General features: G+C 57.6%; 14 protein-coding genes. 3 read left to right on the forward strand and 11 right to left on the reverse strand.

What is annotated here, in order from left to right:
* Position 1 precedes the first annotated feature (1 nt).
* Entirely contained in the window at positions 2–1,060 is a 1,059-nt protein-coding gene (locus D467_RS0111325; protein WP_018917640.1) for a glycosyltransferase family 4 protein, read from the reverse strand.
* Between the two features lie 40 nt (positions 1,061–1,100).
* Between D467_RS0111325 and D467_RS0111330 the strand changes: the two genes are divergently transcribed.
* Together D467_RS0111330 and D467_RS0111335 are read left to right on the forward strand one after the other, a co-directional pair.
* Complete coding sequence (locus D467_RS0111330) at positions 1,101–3,188, forward strand: HAD-IIB family hydrolase (RefSeq protein ID WP_018917641.1); 2,088 nt, start codon at positions 1,101–1,103, stop codon at positions 3,186–3,188.
* Complete coding sequence (locus D467_RS0111335; RefSeq protein ID WP_018917642.1) at positions 3,185–4,060, forward strand: glycosyltransferase family 2 protein; 876 nt, start codon at positions 3,185–3,187, stop codon at positions 4,058–4,060. The genes D467_RS0111330 and D467_RS0111335 overlap by 4 nt, the downstream gene beginning before the upstream one ends.
* Here D467_RS0111335 and D467_RS0111340 read toward each other — a convergent pair.
* The 10 genes from D467_RS0111340 to D467_RS0111385 all read right to left on the reverse strand — a co-directional run bounded on the left by D467_RS0111340 (position 4,005) and on the right by D467_RS0111385 (position 18,059).
* A complete protein-coding gene (locus D467_RS0111340; RefSeq protein ID WP_018917643.1) occupies positions 4,005–5,873 on the reverse strand; it encodes a glycosyltransferase family 39 protein in 1,869 nt (622 codons plus the stop codon). The genes D467_RS0111335 and D467_RS0111340 overlap by 56 nt on opposite strands.
* Before the next feature lie 29 nt (positions 5,874–5,902).
* The gene (gene arnF, locus D467_RS20085; protein WP_018917644.1) at positions 5,903–6,337 is read right to left on the reverse strand and encodes a 4-amino-4-deoxy-L-arabinose-phosphoundecaprenol flippase subunit ArnF; all 435 of its coding nucleotides are present in this window, start codon (positions 6,335–6,337) and stop codon (positions 5,903–5,905) included.
* The gene (locus D467_RS0111350) at positions 6,334–6,687 is read right to left on the reverse strand and encodes an EamA family transporter (RefSeq protein WP_018917645.1); all 354 of its coding nucleotides are present in this window, start codon (positions 6,685–6,687) and stop codon (positions 6,334–6,336) included. The genes arnF and D467_RS0111350 overlap by 4 nt, the downstream gene beginning before the upstream one ends.
* Complete coding sequence (locus D467_RS0111355) at positions 6,684–8,336, reverse strand: phospholipid carrier-dependent glycosyltransferase (protein ID WP_018917646.1); 1,653 nt, start codon at positions 8,334–8,336, stop codon at positions 6,684–6,686. The genes D467_RS0111350 and D467_RS0111355 overlap by 4 nt, the downstream gene beginning before the upstream one ends.
* A 2-nt stretch (positions 8,337–8,338) precedes the next feature.
* Complete coding sequence (arnD, locus tag D467_RS0111360; RefSeq protein ID WP_018917647.1) at positions 8,339–9,250, reverse strand: 4-deoxy-4-formamido-L-arabinose-phosphoundecaprenol deformylase; 912 nt, start codon at positions 9,248–9,250, stop codon at positions 8,339–8,341.
* Positions 9,243–11,231, reverse strand: coding sequence for a bifunctional UDP-4-amino-4-deoxy-L-arabinose formyltransferase/UDP-glucuronic acid oxidase ArnA (gene arnA, locus D467_RS0111365; RefSeq protein WP_018917648.1), 1,989 nt, complete (start codon positions 11,229–11,231; stop codon positions 9,243–9,245). Before arnA ends, arnD begins: the two co-directional genes overlap by 8 nt.
* A gap of 12 nt (positions 11,232–11,243) precedes the next feature.
* Positions 11,244–12,254 (reverse strand): glycosyltransferase, encoded by a 1,011-nt coding sequence (locus D467_RS0111370; protein ID WP_018917649.1) that lies wholly within the window; start codon positions 12,252–12,254, stop codon positions 11,244–11,246.
* On the reverse strand, positions 12,244–13,425 hold the full coding sequence (locus D467_RS0111375) for an aminotransferase class I/II-fold pyridoxal phosphate-dependent enzyme (RefSeq protein WP_018917650.1): 1,182 nt from the start codon (positions 13,423–13,425) through the stop codon (positions 12,244–12,246). Before D467_RS0111375 ends, D467_RS0111370 begins: the two co-directional genes overlap by 11 nt.
* A 348-nt stretch (positions 13,426–13,773) precedes the next feature.
* A complete protein-coding gene (locus D467_RS0111380; protein WP_018917651.1) occupies positions 13,774–16,884 on the reverse strand; it encodes a multidrug efflux RND transporter permease subunit in 3,111 nt (1,036 codons plus the stop codon).
* Positions 16,884–18,059 carry an efflux RND transporter periplasmic adaptor subunit gene (locus D467_RS0111385; RefSeq protein ID WP_018917652.1) on the reverse strand — a complete coding sequence of 392 codons (1,176 nt, stop codon included), beginning with the start codon at positions 18,057–18,059 and terminating at the stop codon, positions 16,884–16,886. The genes D467_RS0111380 and D467_RS0111385 overlap by 1 nt, the downstream gene beginning before the upstream one ends.
* A 123-nt stretch (positions 18,060–18,182) precedes the next feature.
* On the opposite strand from D467_RS0111385, the gene D467_RS0111390 reads away from it, so the two are divergent.
* The gene (locus tag D467_RS0111390; protein ID WP_279614491.1) at positions 18,183–18,908 is read left to right on the forward strand and encodes a response regulator; all 726 of its coding nucleotides are present in this window, start codon (positions 18,183–18,185) and stop codon (positions 18,906–18,908) included.
* Positions 18,909–18,916: the final 8 nt, after the last annotated feature.

Consider the following 18,916-nt stretch of genomic DNA (forward strand, 5'->3'; position numbering starts at 1 on the left):
CTTACCCCCTCGCCAGCAACGTCTCATAAAGTGCCACGTAATCCTCGGCCATGCGTGTTGCGGTGAAGCGTTCCAGAAACGCCTCACGAACGCGCTGACGGTCAAGCTCCGGCAGGCGTTTGACCGCCGCCACCGCCTCTTCGTGAGAATCGACCACAAAACCGCTGACACCCTCTTCGATGATCTCCTCCACAGACCCGTTACGCCAGGCGATGACCGGCGTGCCGCAGGCCATCGCCTCGATCATCACCAACCCGAAGGGCTCCGGCCAGTCGATCGGAAACAGCAGCGCGGCTGCCTCACCTAAAAAAGCCTGTTTCTGGTGGTCGTTGACTACCCCCACATGCTGGATGCGTTCATCGAGTTGCGGTGCGACGTGGCGGTCGAACCAGTCGGGATTACCTACATCTATGCCGCCAGCCAGGCGCAATGAATAGCCTGTTGCTCGCGCCACCTCAATAGCCCGGTCGGGGCGCTTTTGATCGGTCATGCGGCCGATAAAGGCCAAATATTCTCCTGAACCTTTACTTAAATTAAAGCGCTCTGCATCCAGGCCGTGATAAACCGTACCTAGGTGATTTTTTGCGGGCAGTGCGTGGCCTTGCGACTGAGAGATGGAAGCCACCGGCAAATCGGGAAAGCCTTCGAAGAAAAGCTGCCGGTCCAGCTCATCAACACGCCAGTGAACGGTGGTCACACTATGGCGGCGCCGCTCGCCCAGCACCGCTGCGTGGCAGAACTCGCCATGGCAATGGATGATATCGAACTCATCCAGGTGCTGACGCAAACGTTCCAGCACCAGTGCCTCGAGTACGCCCGGAACGCCAGGCGGCACGTTGTCATGCAGCTGCTGCCAACGGTAAAGACTTGGCGAGGTGGCCAGATGGCGCGCGCTCGTCTGACTGTCTGAAGGGGCTATCAGCGTTACATCATGCCCCAGCGCCACAAGCGCTTCGGTGAGATCAAAGACGATGCGCTCGGTTCCACCATTATCAACCGGCGGGGTTGGAAAGATAACGGGCGCAACTTGAGCAATGCGTATACGCTTTTTCTGAAGCATAGATTGGGTGTCCCCTACCCGGTGAAAAGGAATTCACGACATGCATATCGTACATTTGGCGTTACAGGGTTGCCTGCGCGGCAGTGATATCGAATACGGCATTACGGCTGATACCGGCGGGCATATCCGCTATCTGCTGGAGCTGGTGGAAGCCTCTGAACAGGACCCGGCCATTGAGCGTATTACGCTGGTGACCCGCGCGTTTGAGTGTGAGTTTAGTCGGGTCGACTATACCTGCCCAGTTGAAGTGATTAGCCCAAAGATCACTCTGGTGAGGCTGCCTACTGACTTCCCTGGCTATTTACCCAAGGAAGCTCTCTGGCAGGAACACCCATCGTTCATCGCCGCCTTTGAGCGCTGGCTTGCCACGCTGCCCGCCCCACCGGCAGCCCTGCATGTCCACTATGCCGATGCAGGCGAGGTAGCCGCTGAAATCAGTGCCCGCCAGGGCATTCCATTTGTTTTCACTGCCCACTCGCTGGGGCGCTGCAAGCTCAAATGCCTGGCCGATGATGGTCAGTTAAACCTGGACGCCGAAACGCAGCAGACCTTGCAGCGGCGCATCGCTTTTGAAGAGCGCGCCATTCGCGATGCCGCGCTGATCATCGCAAGTTCAAGAGATGAAGCCGAGGTTCAGTACGCCGACTACCTGCATTACGACGCCGGCCGAATTCGCGTTATCCCGCCTGGCAGCCATCTGGACGATTTCACCAGCGCCACCTCAACGCCGGCTATTGACGCGATGATGCAGCCGTTTTTGATAGATCCTGACAAGCCCGTTTTGCTAGCCATTGCTCGGCCTGTCACCCGCAAGAATCTGGCCGCACTGGTGTGCGCTTACGGGCAGAGTAAAGCGTTGCAGCAGTGTGCCAATCTTGTGATTGTGGCAGGTGTCCGCGAGCATATTGATGCGCTGGAACCCGAGCTTGCTGATAATCTGCATGAGCTTTTAACGCTGATCGATGATTACAACCTCTACGGCCATGTCGCCTACCCCAAGCATCACGCTCCAGAAGATATCCCGGCGCTTTACGCCTGGGCACGCGAGCGAGGCGGCGTGTTTATCAATCCAGCGCTCAACGAGCCGTTTGGGCTGACGCTGCTGGAAGCATCGGCGGCGGGCCTGCCCTTGATTGCCACCGACAGCGGCGGCCCCAGCGATATTGTCGAGCAATGCGGCAATGGCGTGCTTATCAACCCCCGCCATAACGATGAAATCATCCGCCAGGCGCTTGATTTGTTTCACAACCCCAGCCGCTGGCAGCGCATGGCCGATAACGGCCGGGAAGCCGTCAAGGCCTACGACTGGAAGGGACATACCCAGTATTATCATGACCTACTTGCCCGGCTTAACCAGCCAGTTCCTGAGCCGGTCGCGCCCAAGGCACTGTTGATCTGCGACATCGATAACACCTTGACCGGCTCGCCTACCGGCATACGTGCCTTTACCACCTGGTATGAGGAGCAGCCCACGCTTGGGTTTGGCGTTGCCACCGGGCGCAGTTTTCATAGCGCGCTGTCGATTCTGGAACAGGCCGGCATCCCTTACCCACAGGTGATTATTTCATCGGTTGGCTCAGAGATTTATTACCGCAATGATGACGGCGTGACCTATCAGCAGGATACTCAGTGGTCAGAGCGAATCGACCGCCGCTGGCAACAAGAAGCCGTGCAGCAGGCACTAGGCGAGGTATCCGAACTGACACCCCAGGGCCCGCTTGAGCAGCGCCGCCATAAGCTGAGCTATTTTAGCGATGGCGAATCGGCCCTGGTGGCACGGCTCCAAGCCCATTTAAAACAGCGCGGCCTGGCAAGCACGGTGATGCAAAGTCATGGCCGCTATGTGGATATTCTGCCCTTAGAGGCCTCCAAGGGTCAGGCAGTGGAGCACGTACGTAAACGTCTGAGCATTGACCGTCAGGCACTCTATGTTGCTGGTGATTCAGGTAATGACCTGGACATGCTGCGCTCGGCGCCCTGCTCAATTGTGGTAGCCAATCACTGTGACGGCTTGTTGGACGCCCCCGGCATGGCCCATGTATACAGCGCCCAGGCCCGGCACGCACTGGGGATCATTGAAGGCGTACAACATTTTCAGCGCAAGCAGAAAACGGGAGGCGCGGCATGAAGGTAAGTGCCCTTACGCTGGTCAGAAACCGTCGCGAGCATCTGGTGAATCTCATCGTGAGCCTTGAGACTCAGCAGCAGCGTCCGGATGAACTGGTCATCGCCTGGATGCAGCCCGAACCGGAAGCAGACCTACCCCGAACACGCTTTCCCATTCGCCATGTCATGGTGGAAGGCGAAGCCCTGCCGCTCGCCAAAGCGCGCAACCAGGCCGTTAAGGCGGCAAATCATGAGGCTCTGATATTTCTGGATGTTGACTGTATCGCCTCACCCACTCTGGTGTCGCGCTATCGAGACGCGTTGACCCAGCAGCCGGCGCTTTACATTGGCGAAGTGCATTATCTGCCCGCGAACGCCGTGAGCTATCACGCGGATGGCACCCTGGATTTAGCGCGTCTTGCCACGCTTGGCGAACGCCATCCGGCGCGCCCCGCCCTCAGTGAACAGGAAATCCGCTTCGAGCCTGACCATGGCAATCTCTGGGGGCTGTCGTTTGCCCTGATGCGCCAAGACCACCAACGCGCGGGCGGCATGGATGAGGGCTATATCGGCTACGGCGGCGAGGAAACCGACTACGCCTGGCGCCTGGCGGCAGCCGACGTGCCGCTCTACTGGGTAGGCGGCGCGCTTGCCTGGCACCAGCACCACGCCATGTACGCCCCGCCCTGGCCGCACTTCGAAGCGATCATTGCCAACGCGCGGCGCTTCTACGCCCGCTGGGAGCAGTGGTGCATGGAGTACTGGCTGAACCAGTTCCAGGAAGCCGGCGCCATCCGCTGGTCGCCGACCTCAACAGTTATCGAGATCGTAAGGCACCCTACTCTCGAAGAGATTGCTGCGGCGCGCCTGCCGACCAGCGCTCTCTACGGCTGAGTTTAGCAATACCAGCGGCACGTTCAGGTATGGCGGTTTCGCGATCATACCTATCAACTAGCCAAGGTTCGGCAAGACCCTTTCGTGGCTTGCCCGCCAGCCAGTAAACGGCATCATTTTTCCTGTCACTTCGAGGATGCCCCACCGCCAGCACCTCATGGGGCGTATCCGCCGGCAATCCGATGTAGGTCAGCGGATCCTGGGTCGAGTTGTAACGGTCCACCAGCAGGTAGTCATACTCATTATCTTGACCCAGCAGAATGCGGCGCGCCCGTGCCTGGTCGACCCCGGGCACCGTCCAGTCGCTGTAGAGATAAAAGATAGAGGACATGGTCTCGGTAAACCTGACGCTGGCGGTTCTGGCGCGCTTGTCGTCGGGGATCTGCACTGCCAGCGCATGAAGCTCTCTTTTCATGTCCTTGGCCACAGCAATGGCCGGCATCAGGTGATGAAGACCGCTGCTGAAAAAAAGCGCCGTGATCAGGGCGAATTTGACCCACCCCGGCCAGCGCGTGATCTCCACCACGATCATCAACATGACCGCCAGCACAATGCCGATGGCCGTGGCGTGCCAGGTGACCAGCCACTGCACAAGCTCTTTTGATGCCTCTTTCGGGAAAAGGACAACCCACAGCGGTGTGGTGGCCAGCATGAGCAGTGAGCCGCCCATCGCCAGCGCCCATCCGCGCCGATACCAGCGCGCCAGTCGTCCATTGCATCGCAGGGCAGCATCGGCAATCACCAGTGCCAGCAGGGGCATCAATGGGGCCAGATACATCGTGCGCTTGGTCACGGAGACGGCAAGCACGGTCATGGTCAGCAGCAGCCAGCCCAGCAAAAAGGCGGTTTGCCAGCGGACCCGGCCGCGCCGGATGACAAGTTCCTTAAGCGTCATCGCAAGCCAGGCAATGAAAAACCCGCTCCAGGGCAACGTGTACTCCATCACCCCTCCGATATAGTAAAACGGCTCGCCGGCGTGGTTGTGGCCCAGCGTATCGGTCGATGCCCCGGTCAGACGCCCGACCTGGTTATCCCAGAACCAGGCATGCCAGAGCTCAGGCGAGGCCTGGCGGTAAAAGGGATAGATCCACGCCGCCATGACCAGCCCCATTACCCCTATCCCCACGAGATGCCAGGCCAGTATCCGAACCCACGAGGCGCGATGATCAGCCTCGCCTTTCAACAGATAAAGATGGCGCAAAAAAAGCAGCAGCCAGACTGGACCAATGCATAACACGATCGCCACCGGCCCCTTGCTCAAAAAGGCCAGCCCGGTAAAAAGCCCTGCCGGCAGCAGCCAGCGGTAGCGACTGCGCAGATAGGCCTCGGCAAAGGCCCAGGTCGCCGCCATGCTGGCAAAGGCGAGTGCCGCATCCACGCGCAGCCAGTGAAAGTTGAGAATGAACCCTTCAAGCGTTGCCAGCACCGCGACACTGGCCCAGCCGTAGCGCCTGCCCTGGAAAAGGCAACCCAACCGGAAGGTGGCCAAAAGCGTTGCCAGACACAAAAGCGCCAGCCCGAGCCGACCGGCCATCAGTGCATCCAGCCCGGTCAGATGCATCAGCCCGACCACATAGGCAAAAAAGAGCGGCGGCTTTTCAACAAAGGGGATGCCTGCAAATTCGGGAATGATCAGATTTCCCGACAGGGCCATGTGCTTGATGACCGCCATCACCCGGGGCTCATCCGGGGTCAGCACATCGTGATCAAAAAGGCCGCTGAACACGACCGCGAGGATGCCCAGCACCAGACAGCAGGGCCATGCGCGAAGAAGTGGCCTTTTGCCATTGCCCATCATGCCTGCCCCGCCCATTGAACCATGATCGTCATGACCTGCGCGCCTCACGTGTCGGCTGTCTGGCGGGTAGACCGAAGGCCGCCGTGAAAGGTAACGGCCACACCGGCCAGAATCAGTGCAATCCCCGAGAGCTTCAGCCAGGAAAAGTGCTCGGCGATACCCGGCAGAAACAGCGAGCCGATATAGACCAGCACATAGCTCAGACTCAAGAACGGATAGGCCATGCTCAGCGGTATCCTCTTGAGCGCCATCACCCAGCACAGCATCGACAGGGCGTAGCAGCCAAGCCCGGCCACTACCGATACAAGAGAGGGCCAGCCGTGGCGCAGGATCGCGTCATACGTACCCGTATCAGCCAGGTTCAAGCCATCCAGTGCAAGCGTGCTCATGCCCCACTTCATGGCAAGCTGGGCCACCGATACCAAGCAGACGCTGATCAATACGAGCGCAATGCTGCCTGCTCTTCGTTGTCTGTTCATGTTGCAGACACCGCCACCAGTAAAATCCCCAGCCCGATAAGTGCGCAGCCAGACCAGTGGTGAAGCGACACCGGTTCGCCAAAGCTGAAGCGTGAGATCAACAGCATGATGATCAGGTTGAGACTCAGCATCGGATAGGCCACCGACACGCTCCAGTCCCGCAGCACGTAAAGCCAGGCGATGGCACTCAGCAGCAGAAAGAAGATTGCCAGCATCAGCGGCTGACAGACCATCTTTCTCCATAGCGAATGGTCAGGGTAGCGGGCAAAATGAAGCGCCGACCGCTTTTGCCAGTAATGGCTGCATGCGCTTGCGAGCAGCGAAATACTGAAGACAACGGTGGTATTCAAGAGGTTTTCCTATCGAAAAACAGTACTTTGTAAGGTCCTAGCTCGATGATTCGATCATGCGGGGGAAGCGACTTTTCAAACGTGGTTGATGTACGAAACTCGACTGCGATAGCGTGGTGTTGGCGCTGTTCGAGGATAAAGGCGCCGAGCGCTGCGTATTCAATGAACCGGTGTTGAGCTTCGGCATAACCCAGGCCGTAGGACACCTCGCCCTTTTGTCCCAGCAAGTACACATCGTCTCTTCTCAGATACCAGTTAAACGCCGACATGATAGTGGGATAGTCCGCCACCAGAACCGTGTCCTCGTCTACATGGGGGGCCACTTTCTCGATGAGCCACTGGGGCTGTTTGGCATCGGTCACGTGATCCGGAAGAGCAAAGCCAATGACCGTAAACAAGGCGACCGGTGCCAGCATATGCCCTACGAAAAACGCCCCTATGTGAGTGCATCGGCCGGCCAGAACGATAAAGCCGCTCCAAAGAAGCATCGACGCTACCAACAATCCAAGCTTGTAGCCTTCGCCTGGACCAAAGGGCAAAAAGCCCAGTGAAAAGGCGACAAGCGCGGCCAGTGCAATGGCCATCATCAGGCCAGCATGCATGAGGCAAAGACGTCTTAACGTCTTTTTCTTATGCTCAAAGGCCCAGATCAAGCCATGGGTTATCAAGATGGCCAACGGCGCCATGCACGGCAGGATATAGGTGGCAAGCTTGCCCCGTGACAGCGAGAAAAAGAGGAAGGGCAACACCGCCCATAGCAGCGTATAGCGCACCGCGGGTAGCGCCAACGAGGCACGCAGATGGCGAAAAGCCGGTAGCGTCAGAAACGTCCAGGGCATCAGTGCCAGCAGCATGACCGGCACGAAGAACCACGTCGGAGAGACATGCTGGGCCTCGTCCGAGAAGAACCGATGAATATGCTCGACCCAGAAGAAATAGTGCCAGAAGTCCGGCGCGCGCAGGTGCACGGCAATCGCCCAGGGGAGCGTGACGGTGAGCGCACTCGCCACGCTGAGCCAGCCATACACCATCAATTGCCTGAACTGGCGCTGCACGATGGCGTGAACCACGACCACCATGAAGGGCAATACCAGTGCCAGAAATCCCTTGGTCAAGAAGGCGCCGCCGCAGCCCACGCCGGCCAGCAGATAGAAAAGACAGCGCTGGCGCCGGGCAGTGGCCTCCAAGGCCATATAAAACGCCACAAAGGTGAGCGTCAGCCAGAAGGTCAGGAAACTGTCGAGCACACTGAAGGTGCCAACCGCAATCACGATGAAAAAGCTCAGATAGACGCCTACCGACAGGTACGCTTGCGTTCTGCCAAATACGCGCCGCACCATGAACATGATGCACAGCGCACTCCCCATGACGGAAAGCGCCGACATGAACCTGACCGCGAAATTGGTCTGGCCGAATATCATCTGAGCGATAGCATTAAGCCAGTAGCCCATGATCGGTTTTTCAAAATAGAAAAGCCCGTTGAAGTGCGGCACAACCCAATCACCGGTGGCCAGGAGTTCTCGCGATATCTCGCCGTAGCGCAGCTCATCAGGAGACCACAGGGCCGGCACATGAAGCGTCAACAGGTACGTCAACACGAAGTAGCTTATTATCAGCGCCCAACCGGCCTGCTTTAGTAGCCTGTTCATGTTTACCTGCCCCTCAAAGAGAGGGAAGACTGGCGGGCAACCCAGCCTTCACGGCCGGGTATCTCGACTGACTCTATCGTGCCCGTGGGAAGACGCTCATTATCGTGGGGCAGCAGCGCCCCTAGCGGGACAAACTTGATATGACGCTCGGCGGCCATCATCAGGAATTTCTCGAACATGACCGCGCAGGCGATGCCTTCGGCCTCAGCGTGAATCGTATAAACGTTCAGCCCGTTCGGGTCGATGGCGTCAAGAATGTGCTGGTTGTAATTCTCGTCGGTGATGCCGTTTTGGCCGATCACTTCGTCATAGGTCGGCAGGGTGACGGGGATCTGGGGCGTCCTTTTGCCCTTCGGCATGAAGATGGCATCGCCCCGGCAATCACTGTTATAGCGAAAGGCAAACGTCTCCTTTTGGGCAAGCGTTGCCGGGTTGCAGCGCCAGCCCGCGACGGCGCTGCAACTCACGCGTTCACCCAACAGCATCTCAAGACGCCGATAGCCCCGCTCAATCTCTCGGTGCAGCTCGTCGGCTGACATCGTATCGATCCGGGTCTGCCACTTGTGATGATCCCAGGCATGCAGGCCGATTTCGTGTTGCTGGTAATGGGCCTGCTGAATCAGATGACCAAGCTTCTGGCCAATATCCGGTCCAGGCCAGGGCAGCGTCCCCTTGAACAGGATGTCGTAGCCGTAGAGGTTTTTGGCATTGGAGCGCAGCATCTTTTTGAAAAAGGCCGGGCGCAACAACCGCCACAGATGGCGCCCCATGTTGTCGGGGCCCACGGTAAAGAAAAAGGAGGCGGTAATGTCATGACGCGCCAGTATATCCAGCAGCCGGGGAACGCCCTTCAGGGTGCCTCGGTAAGTATCCACGTCGATACGCAGGCCTACCGGTATAGGTTGCTTAACCATGAGCTTGTTCTTCCAGTGCTTCATTCAGAAAGAAATCCAGTGTTTGCTCAATGGTTTTCTCGAAATGGGTGGACGGTTCCCAGTCCAGGATCTTCTTTGCATTGCGAATGCAGGGCTGGCGATGCTGAACGTCTTGATAACCATCGCCATAATAGGCGCTGCTCTCCATGAGGTTGTAGCCGGCAAAGGGCGGGAACTGATCACGCAGTGGATGACGTTCAAAGCGTGATACCAGGCTTTCGGCCAGCTCCTTGATACTGGCTTCATTGTCCGGCGCGCCAATATTGATGATCTGACCATCGCAGGCACCGTCGGTATTTTCCACGATGCGAAAGAGCGCCTCGATGGCGTCTGATATATCGGTAAAACAGCGTTTTTGCTCACCGCCATCAATCAGGTTGATGGGGGTTCCTTCCACCAGATTGAGGATGAGCTGCGTGATGGCGCGACTGGAGCCGATCCGGGCAGAACTCAGGTTATCCAGATGGGTACCCATCCAGTTGAAGGGACGAAACAGGGTGAATTTCAGCCCTTCCTTGATGCCATAGGCCCAGATCACGCGATCCAGCAGCTGCTTTGACACCGAATAGATCCAGCGCTGGCGATTGATGGGCCCCACGATCAGCGGCGAGGTGTCTTCATCAAAGGCTTCATCGGTGCACATGCCGTACACCTCGGACGTCGAGGGGAAGATGACCCGTTTTTTGTACTTCACACAGCTGCGCACAATTTTAAGGTTTTCTTCGAAATCGAGCTCAAACACCCGCAGCGGATTGCGCGTGTATTCAATCGGCGTGGCGATGGCCACCAGTGGCAGCACCACATCGCACTTCTTGATCTGATACTCGATCCATTCGTTATGAATGGTGATATCCCCTTCCACGAAGTGGAAATTGGGATGGGGCAGGAACTCCGCAATCTGACTGGCGCTGACGTCCATGGCGTACACGGAGTACTTGTCTTCCTTGAGTAAACGCCGCGTCAGGTGAGTGCCGATGAAGCCGTTGGCCCCCAGGATCAGTACCCGGGTACGTTTCTTCTTGACCAGCAGGCTACGGGCAGACGGCCCAAAGCGCATGCCAACCGCCAGATGGAGTTCAGCGGCCAACCGTTCGCCACCCAGATAAAGCCCCTGCTCGCTCTGCCCGGTGTCCACGATCAGTGATCCCTGGCCACAGGCAATCGTCAATGGTGAAAGCGAGACAATGGTGCCGGGCTTCACGTCGTAATGCTGCTGACTGGGCCTCGCCTTCCAGATCGTGATCTTGCGCTCACCCATGAAGGTAAACGCTCCCGGATAGGGTTCGGTCACCGCACGCACCAGGTTGAAAAGCGCACGCGCATCACGCGACCAGTCAAGCTCGCCATCTTCAGGCGTGCGCCGCGGGAAGGTGCTGGCTTTTGTTTCATCCTGCGCTACCGGTACCAGCCGGTGGTTGATCAATGCCGGCAGCGCCTCACCCAGCATCTCGCGGGCCAGCACGACCATGCGCTTGTGCAGCGTGGCCGCGTCATCGCCGTCGCTGATGGGCAAACTTTTTTGATAAAGGATGTCGCCGGCATCGGCTCGGCGGGTCATGCGATGCAGCGTCAGCCCCGCTTCCTGCTCGTCATTGACCAGCGCCCAGTTGATCGGTGCGCGCCCACGATAGGCTGGCAGCAGTGAGCCGTGCAGGTTGAACCCGCCGTGGCGGGCAATATCGAGTATTTCCTGACAGATCAGGTGGCGATAGTAAAAGGAGAAGATGATGTCCGGCTGCATCATGCGGATCTTGTCGATCCAGATGGGATGATTGACGTTTTCCGGCGCATGCACGGGGATGCCGTGCTGAGCGGCCAGCTTGGCCACCGAGGCAAAAAAGACATTTTCCCGGGCGTCGTCCACGTGGGTGAAAATCGCTTCGACCTCGATACCGCTGTCCAGCACACTCTGGAGGCCTACACAGCCGAAATTGTGGTACGCAAAAATGATGGCTTTCATATTGTGTCTTCTTCAATGCGCCGTCTGGCGGGTTGTTTCTTTTACAGGGTCGTGAGGCCGGCCATGCACGGCCTTGCCGATCATCAGGTCCTGAACGAAAAAGCGGGGTCTGGCACGCACGTCGGAATAAATCCGGCCGATGTATTCGCCCAGCAGTCCCAGGCCAATAAATTGCGCACCGATCAAAACGAAGAGAATGGCGAAAAGGGTAAAGAGGCCATCGCCGGCCCACTCTGCTCCCAACATCAGTCGCAGGGCCATCAACAAGACACCGAACACCACGCCAAACACGGCCATGGCGCTACCCAGAAGGCTAAGCATGCGAAGCGGTGCGGTGGTCATGCTGGTCAGCAGATCAAACATCAAACTGATCAGCTTCATGGGGCTGTACTTCGAATTGCCGTCGGCACGCTCGTCGTGGTGAACGTCAATTTCGGTGGTATGGCGCGAGAAGTTGTTGGCCAGAATGGGGATAAAGGTGCTTCGTTCGTGGCAGTTGAGCATGGCGTTGACCACATGGCGGCGATAGGCGCGCAGCATGCAGCCGTAGTCACTCATGGCCACACCGGTGGCCAGCTTGACCGCCCGATTCACCAGTTTTGAAGGCAGCCGGCGCAGGATATTGTCCTGGCGCTTCTTGCGCACCGTGCCCACCGAGTCATAGCCCTCCTCGATTTTCGCCACCAGACGGGGGATCTCTTCAGGCGGGTTTTGCAGATCAGCATCCAGGGTAATGACAACGTCGCCGCGGGTCTGCTCAAAACCCGCGATGATGGCGTTGTGCTGGCCGTAATTGCGATTGAGGATGACCCCGATAATGCGGCTGTCCTGCTCGGCCGACATCTTCTCGATAATGGCGGCGCTGCGATCCTGGCTGCCGTCATCGACCAGTATCAGCTCATAGGGCTGACTGAGGGTCTGGCAGGCCATCGTGGTGCGCCGGACCAGCTCGGGGAGGGTCATCTCCTCGTTGAATACCGGGATGACAATGGAGACGAGTTTGATGGGCTGGTTATTTTTCATGTTGATTCACTATCGTGTTTAACGCGTCAATCACGCGGTCGATATCACCCAACGTCATGGCAGGAAACAGCGGCAGCGAACAGATCTGCCCCCCGGCCAGGGTCGTATGGGGCAATGAAGGCATGTCCCGTGCATAACGGGCGGTGTAATGGTCGCGGTAATATTTCTGCAGATGCGCCGGCATGAAATGAATGCCGGCACCAATCTGTACGGCCTTGAGTGCCTCAATCAGCTGCTGGCGATCAAGCCCTGCACGCTCAGGCGCCACCCGCACCACCATCAGATGTCGGCAATGCCTGTGCTCATGCACGGGGTCCTGAAGCGGTGTGATGCCGGGGATAGCCCTTAATTTCTCGATATAGTCATCGGCGAGCGCCTGGCGTGCGGCGGTAATCGCATCGAGCCTTTCAAGCTGGCCCAGCGCCAGAACGGCGCTGATATCGGGAAGGTTGTATTTGAATCCGGGTTCCACCACTTCTGCCTGCGGGGCGCGACCATGGGTTTCACGGTCAAAGGCGTCCACGGCCAGCCCATGAAATTTCAGACGCCGAATCCTGTCGGCCAGCGCCTGATCGGACGTCACGAATAGCCCGCCCTCCGCCGTCGTGACGTTTTTGATCGCGTGAAGGGAAAAGATGCAGTGCCCCCGATACCCGACCGGTTGCCCCTTGTACTGCGCCCCCAGCGCATGGGCAGCGTCTTCGATAACAGCAATGCCATGGCGCTCGGCTAGCGCATAAATCGGGTCCAGATCCAGTGAGGCGCCCGCGAAATGCACCGGGATGATCAGTCGGGTTTTCGGCGTCACCAGCGGTGCAATCTGCTCGGCCGTGGTCATCAGCGTGTCAGGATCGACATCCACGAACACCGGCGTGGCACCCACCAGGGTGATCATGTTGATGGTGGAAACCCAGGTCAGGGAAGGCGTGATGACTTCATCACCCGGCCCAATCCCCAGCGCCAGCAGTGCCAGATGCATGCCGGCGGTGGCACTGCTGAGCGCGACGGCTTCAGTGGCCCCGGTCAGTTGACAGATCATCTGCTCAAGCTGGGCATTTTTGGCGCCGGTCGTGATCCAGCCGGAGCGAAGCACTGCGACCACAGCATCAATATCGGCGTCATTCAGGGCAGGCCGACACAGGGGTAAAAAGGTGTTTTGCATGGAAGGCATCGCGTACTCACTACTTAAGTAATGTGCTGATACAAGCGCTGATACGACACAGAACGCGGCCCCTTATCAGGTATTAGCGCTCTCGACTTATTTTTACGGCCGTCGAACTGTTCAAACGTCAGCGGTGACGCGGCGTAAAAATAATCAGCCAATATGACGAAGCTCATATCGAGAATTACGGGTAGGGCAATACTAGCGATTGCTATAAATGCAGGTGTAAAAGAGTCGGAGCAAGTTGTTAAAAAGTATTAACTATCAAGTGTGTGTCTCGATACCTAAAAGCCGCTACCTGCGTGCAGCAGGTAGCGGCTTTGCCATCAATGAAGAGACTGTGCGCCTAAGGGCTCATTATTTAGCGTCAGCCCTGGGCTGGCGCCAGCGCGCAATACTGCCCATTACCAGCATGAAAAATACCGGGACAAACACGATGGCTAACGTGGCACTCAGCATGCCGCCGACCACGCCCGTACCGATCGCCTGCTGACTGGCAGAACTTACCCCGGTAGAGATCGCAAGCGGTATCACACCAAGGATAAAGGCCAGGGAGGTCATGATGATGGGGCGAAACCGCTGGCGGGCTGCCTTGATACATGCATCCTTAAGGGGAAGCCCCTGTTCGTGCAATGCCCTTGCGAATTCGATGATCAAGATCGCATTCTTGGCGGAAAGTCCGATAATGGTAACCATCCCTACCTTGAAAAAGACATCGTTGGGCATGCCCCGCAGGCTCACCATGATCACAGCCCCGATAATACCCAAAGGGACAACCAGGATGACCGACATGGGAATCGCCCAGCTTTCATAGAGCGCGGCCAGACATAAAAACACGACCAGCAGCGAAAGCATGAGAAGCGCGGGCGCCTGATTACCGGAAAGACGCTCCTGAAGTGACGACCCTGTCCATTCCAGCGCGAAGCCATCGGGCAAGGCACCCACCATGCGCTCGATCTCCTTCATCGCCTCTCCCGAGCTCTTGCCACTTCCAGGCTCCCCGGAAATGTTGATCGAAGGATAGCCGTTATAGCGCGTCATTTGTCCCGGCCCATTTTCCCACATGGCCGTGGTGAAGGCAGACAAAGGGACCATATCGCCCTGCCGGTTGCGCACCTCGAAGGCCATCAGGTTTTCAACCTGCTGACGCTGTGATCCTTCCGCCTGTACGATCACCTGCTGCATGCGACCATTATTGGGAAAGTCATTGATGTAGGACGACCCCAGCGCGGTTGAAAGCGTCGTGCCGATATCCTGATAGGAAAGCCCCATAGCGCTGGCCTTGCGTCTATCGATTTCAATACGCACCTGGGGGGTCTGTGGCAGGGCGGCTTCACGAACGTTGGCGACCAGCGGGCTTGAAGCCGCAGCTTTGAGCAGCTGGTTCTGCGCGGCCACCAAGGCCGCCTGGCCGTGCCCACCACGATCCTGCAACTGGAATTCAAAGCCGCTGGAAGTACCCATTCCATCGATGGAAGGCGGCAACAGTGTAAAGACAGAGGCTTCTCGAAGACGCGCAAACGCTCCATTGGCACGCTCGGCAACGGCATTGGCACTGCCATCGCGGCCGCGCTCCTGCCAGTTATTGAGCGTGGTAAACCCCAGGGCGGCATTCTGTCCCGATCCGGAAAAACTGAACCCGAGCAGGATCAGCGTACTGTCGATATCGGGGTCTTCAAGGCCGTGCGCCTCAATCTCGCGCGCAACGTCGATGGTCCGGTTTTCAGATGCCCCTGCCGGGAGCTGAATATCGGTCATGATATAGCCCTGATCCTCTACTGGCAGGAAGGAGGAAGGAAGTCGCAAGAAAAGAAAGCCTAGCACCAGCAGCAAAATGACATAAACGACCATATACCGCCCAATGCGGCCAATGGCATGACCCACCCAGGCGGTGTAGCCCTGCGTCACGCTTTCAAAGTGTCGGTTGAACCAGCCAAAGAAATGCTTTTGTCGATGCTCTTCGCCTGGTTTCAAGGGCTTGAGCAAGGAGGCACACAGCGCCGGCGTAAGCGTCAACGCTAGAAACGCCGAGAATAAGATGGAGACGGCCATGGCCATCGAGAACTGGCGATAGATCACCCCGACAGAGCCCGCCATGAACGCCATGGGGATAAATACGGCACACAGCACCAGTGTGATACCGATAATGGCGCCTGAAATCTCACCCATTGCCTGGCGGGTTGCTTGCTTGGGTGAAAGTCCCTGCTCTGCCATCAGGCGCTCTACGTTTTCTACCACCACAATGGCGTCATCCACCAGAATACCAATGGCCAATACCATGGCAAACATGGTCAGTACATTGACCGAGAAACCGAAGAAAAGCATGCACCCCATGGTACCCAGCAGGGCCACCGGCACTACCAGTGCAGGAATCAGCGTATAGCGAATGTTTTGCAAAAACAGAAACATGACTGCAAATACCAGGACCATTGCTTCTAGCAACGTATGGACTACCTGGGTAATGGAGGCTTTGACAAACGGCGATGTGTCATACGGAATCTGGTACTCGATACCGTCAGGAAACTGCTTGGCAAGCACGGCCATCCGTTCGCGTATCTGCGTTGCCGTACTCATGGCATTGGCACCCGGCGCCAGCTGAATCCCCCCCGCAACGGCTGGTTTGCCGTTCAGACGCGTGCCGAATTGATAGCTCTGACTACCAACTTCGACACGAGCGACATCCCCGACAGTGACACGTGCGCCGTTACCGGTATCTTTCAGGATAATGGCCGCGAAGGCTTCAGGAGAATCAAGCTGGCCGTCGAGTACTACCGGTGCGGTGATCTCTTGCCCGTTACCTGAGGGCAGATCCCCCAAGCTACCGGCCGGTATCTGAATATTCTGTTCGGCAATCGCCTGATTGACATCGGCGGGGGTCAGGTTATAAGCCGCCAATTGCTTTAGATCGAGCCAGATACGCATGGCGCGCTCGGCGCCGAATACCTGGGCCTTGCCCACTCCCGGCACACGTCTGAGTTCGTTAACCACATTGCGAACCATGTAATCGCTCAGCGCGGTTTCATCCATGGACTCATCAGGAGAGCTAAGGGTGACCATCATCAAAAAGCCTGCCGAAAGCTCCTCGACCTGGATACCCTGCTGGCGCACCGCTTCCGGTAACCTTGATTCGACGCCTTTGATGCGATTTTGTATGTCGACCCGAGCAAGCTCCGAGTTTGTGCCGGGCTCAAAGGTCACCGACACCGTCGCCATGCCCTGGCTGCTTTCAGAAGAAAAATACAGCATGTGGTTAACGCCATTGAGCTCTTCTTCGATAAGACTGACCACGCCTGCATCGATCGCTTCGGCAGAGGCGCCTGGATAAGTCAATGAAAGCTCAATCTGTGGCGGGGCAACCGCTGGATACTGGGCCACCGGCAAACGCGGCAGAGCGAGAAGCCCGGCAAGGATAATGAACAGCGCAATTACCCAGGCAAACACGGGGCGCTCAATAAAAAAACGCGACATTAAAGCGTCTCCCCTGCACGTGAGGAGGTGTCGTCAGATGCTGGGGAATCAGGAGAAGATTCAACCGTGACGGCCATGCCTGGCGCAATCTGCTGAAGCCCTGACACGACGATGCGTTCTCCCTCCCGAAGCCCTTCAAGCACGATCCAACGCCCGCCATGGACGCTGCCTAACGTCAGCCTGCGCTTGACCACCTGACCATTCTCGCTGACCACCATGGCCATCGGCTTGCCAGCCCCATCAAGCTGTACTGCCCGCTGGGCCACCGTCATTCCCTTTTCAAGATGTCTGACAGGTACGCGTACCTGAACGAAGGCACCCGGCAAGAGATCCAGTTCTGAATTGGGGAACTCGCTACGCAGCATGATTTGCCCAGTGCTCTGGTCGACAGATAGCTCCGAGAACAGCAGCCGCCCCTTCAGGTTCGCATCATCGGGTTGGATCAGGGCAACCTCGATATCGACAGCCTCACTGCCAGCATCATTGGCATGGCGCATTGCCGTGTACTGATCGGCTGATTGCGTGATATCTGCATAGATAGGATCGAGCTGCTGTATGGTTGCAAGCAGGGTGGCTTCGTTTTGGCCGACCAGCGCGCCTTCACTCACCTGCGCCCGGCCTATACGACCACTGATGGGGGCTGTGACCGTGGCATACCCAAGATCAAGGCGTGCACGGGCCAGCTCCGCTTCGGCTGAGGCCACATCCGCCGCTGCCTGCTGGGAAAGTGCCCGGGCACTATCATAATCCTGACGGCTGATGGCGTTATTGCCGAGCAAGCGCTGCAAGCGCTGCTCCTTTTGAGAGGCTTCCACCCGGTTGGCTTCCGCCTTGTTCAGTGCAGCGCGAGCGCTATCCACCGCCACCTGCAAAGGCCCTGGGTCAATCTGAAAAAGTGCATCGCCTTTTTCGATGAAACTTCCTTCCTGATAGGTGCGCTCCAGCACGATACCGGAGACGCGCGCGCGCACTTCTGCCACGCGTGAAGCCGTCAAGCGACCGCTCAGATCGGTGGTGACCCGTAAAGGGGCTGCCTTGAGTATTTCAACCGTCACACTGGGTATAGGGTCAGCTTCTTCTTGAGCAGCGGGTTCGCTGCACGCAGAAAGTAGCAGGCAGGCACTGACTACAAAAAAAATAGATAAGGCAGGTATCGTACGAGACAGTGCAGGCATATGTTTCCCCTGTGAATGTCACAGGCATACTACCGATGCGCCCGCTTCGGGATGTAAAAGACATCACTCCAGTTGTTAAAAAGTGTTGGCAACTAAACGTTTCAGCATGCGCCTGGGGTATGCTTGCTTTTTCTAAACGGGAGCCTATCAATGAGCGATCTGCTGCTTGTAGAAGATGATACGCCGCTTGCAGAACTGATCGCGGCCTACCTGGGTCAGCATGGCTATAAGGTGCATACCACCGCGCGCGGCGATACGGCCTGTGAGCAGGTTCGCCGTTTGAAGCCGGCGCTGGTCATTTTGGATGTCATGCTACCGGGCATGGATGGACTCAAGGTCTGTCAGCAGCTGCGTCATGATTATCCGGGCTTGCCCATCTTGATGCTCACCGCGCGCGACGACACGTATGACCAGGTACTGGGGCTGAAGATGGGTGCCGATGACTACATTCCCAAGCCCTGCGAGCCGCGCCTGTTGCTGGCACGCATCCGTACCTTGTTACGCCGCAGCGTCATGCCGGACGCCGTGCCGGAGGACCGGATTGTCATCGGGCAGTTGCACATCGACATGAGTGAACGCCTGGTCCATTGGCAGGGTCGGGAAATCGACATGTCCAGCGCCGAGTTCAACGTGCTGGTGGCACTGGCCAGGCACGCCGGCGAAGTGCAAAGCCGCGATCAGTTGCTTCAGCAGGTACGCGGCATCGAATTCAACGGCGTTGACCGCACGGTCGACGTCGCCATTTCCAAGCTCAGGCGCCGCTTTGAGGATGTGGGTAATGACCCTCGCCGTATAAAGACCGTCTGGGGACGTGGCTATCTGATGAGCCGCACCGAATGGGAAGCCTGATCATACTG

The sequence above is a fragment of the Vreelandella zhanjiangensis DSM 21076 genome, from assembly GCF_000377665.1.
GTDB lineage: Bacteria > Pseudomonadota > Gammaproteobacteria > Pseudomonadales > Halomonadaceae > Vreelandella > Vreelandella zhanjiangensis.

Excerpts from the sequence above, each read along its gene's own strand:
- arnF (WP_018917644.1), bottom strand. The coding sequence starts at position 6,337 with ATGAACAGACAACGAAGAGCAGGCAGCATTGCGCTCGTATTGATCAGC.
- D467_RS0111385 (WP_018917652.1), bottom strand. The coding sequence starts at position 18,059 with ATGCCTGCACTGTCTCGTACGATACCTGCCTTATCTATTTTTTTTGTA.
- D467_RS0111370 (WP_018917649.1), bottom strand. The coding sequence starts at position 12,254 with ATGAAAAATAACCAGCCCATCAAACTCGTCTCCATTGTCATCCCGGTA.
- D467_RS0111340 (WP_018917643.1), bottom strand. The coding sequence starts at position 5,873 with ATGGGCGGGGCAGGCATGATGGGCAATGGCAAAAGGCCACTTCTTCGC.
- D467_RS0111355 (WP_018917646.1), bottom strand. The coding sequence starts at position 8,336 with ATGAACAGGCTACTAAAGCAGGCCGGTTGGGCGCTGATAATAAGCTAC.
- arnD (WP_018917647.1), bottom strand. The coding sequence starts at position 9,250 with ATGGTTAAGCAACCTATACCGGTAGGCCTGCGTATCGACGTGGATACT.
- D467_RS0111375 (WP_018917650.1), bottom strand. The coding sequence starts at position 13,425 with ATGCCTTCCATGCAAAACACCTTTTTACCCCTGTGTCGGCCTGCCCTG.
- D467_RS0111325 (WP_018917640.1), bottom strand. The coding sequence starts at position 1,060 with ATGCTTCAGAAAAAGCGTATACGCATTGCTCAAGTTGCGCCCGTTATC.
- D467_RS0111335 (WP_018917642.1), top strand. The coding sequence starts at position 3,185 with ATGAAGGTAAGTGCCCTTACGCTGGTCAGAAACCGTCGCGAGCATCTG.
- arnA (WP_018917648.1), bottom strand. The coding sequence starts at position 11,231 with ATGAAAGCCATCATTTTTGCGTACCACAATTTCGGCTGTGTAGGCCTC.
- D467_RS0111380 (WP_018917651.1), bottom strand. The coding sequence starts at position 16,884 with ATGTCGCGTTTTTTTATTGAGCGCCCCGTGTTTGCCTGGGTAATTGCG.
- D467_RS0111330 (WP_018917641.1), top strand. The coding sequence starts at position 1,101 with ATGCATATCGTACATTTGGCGTTACAGGGTTGCCTGCGCGGCAGTGAT.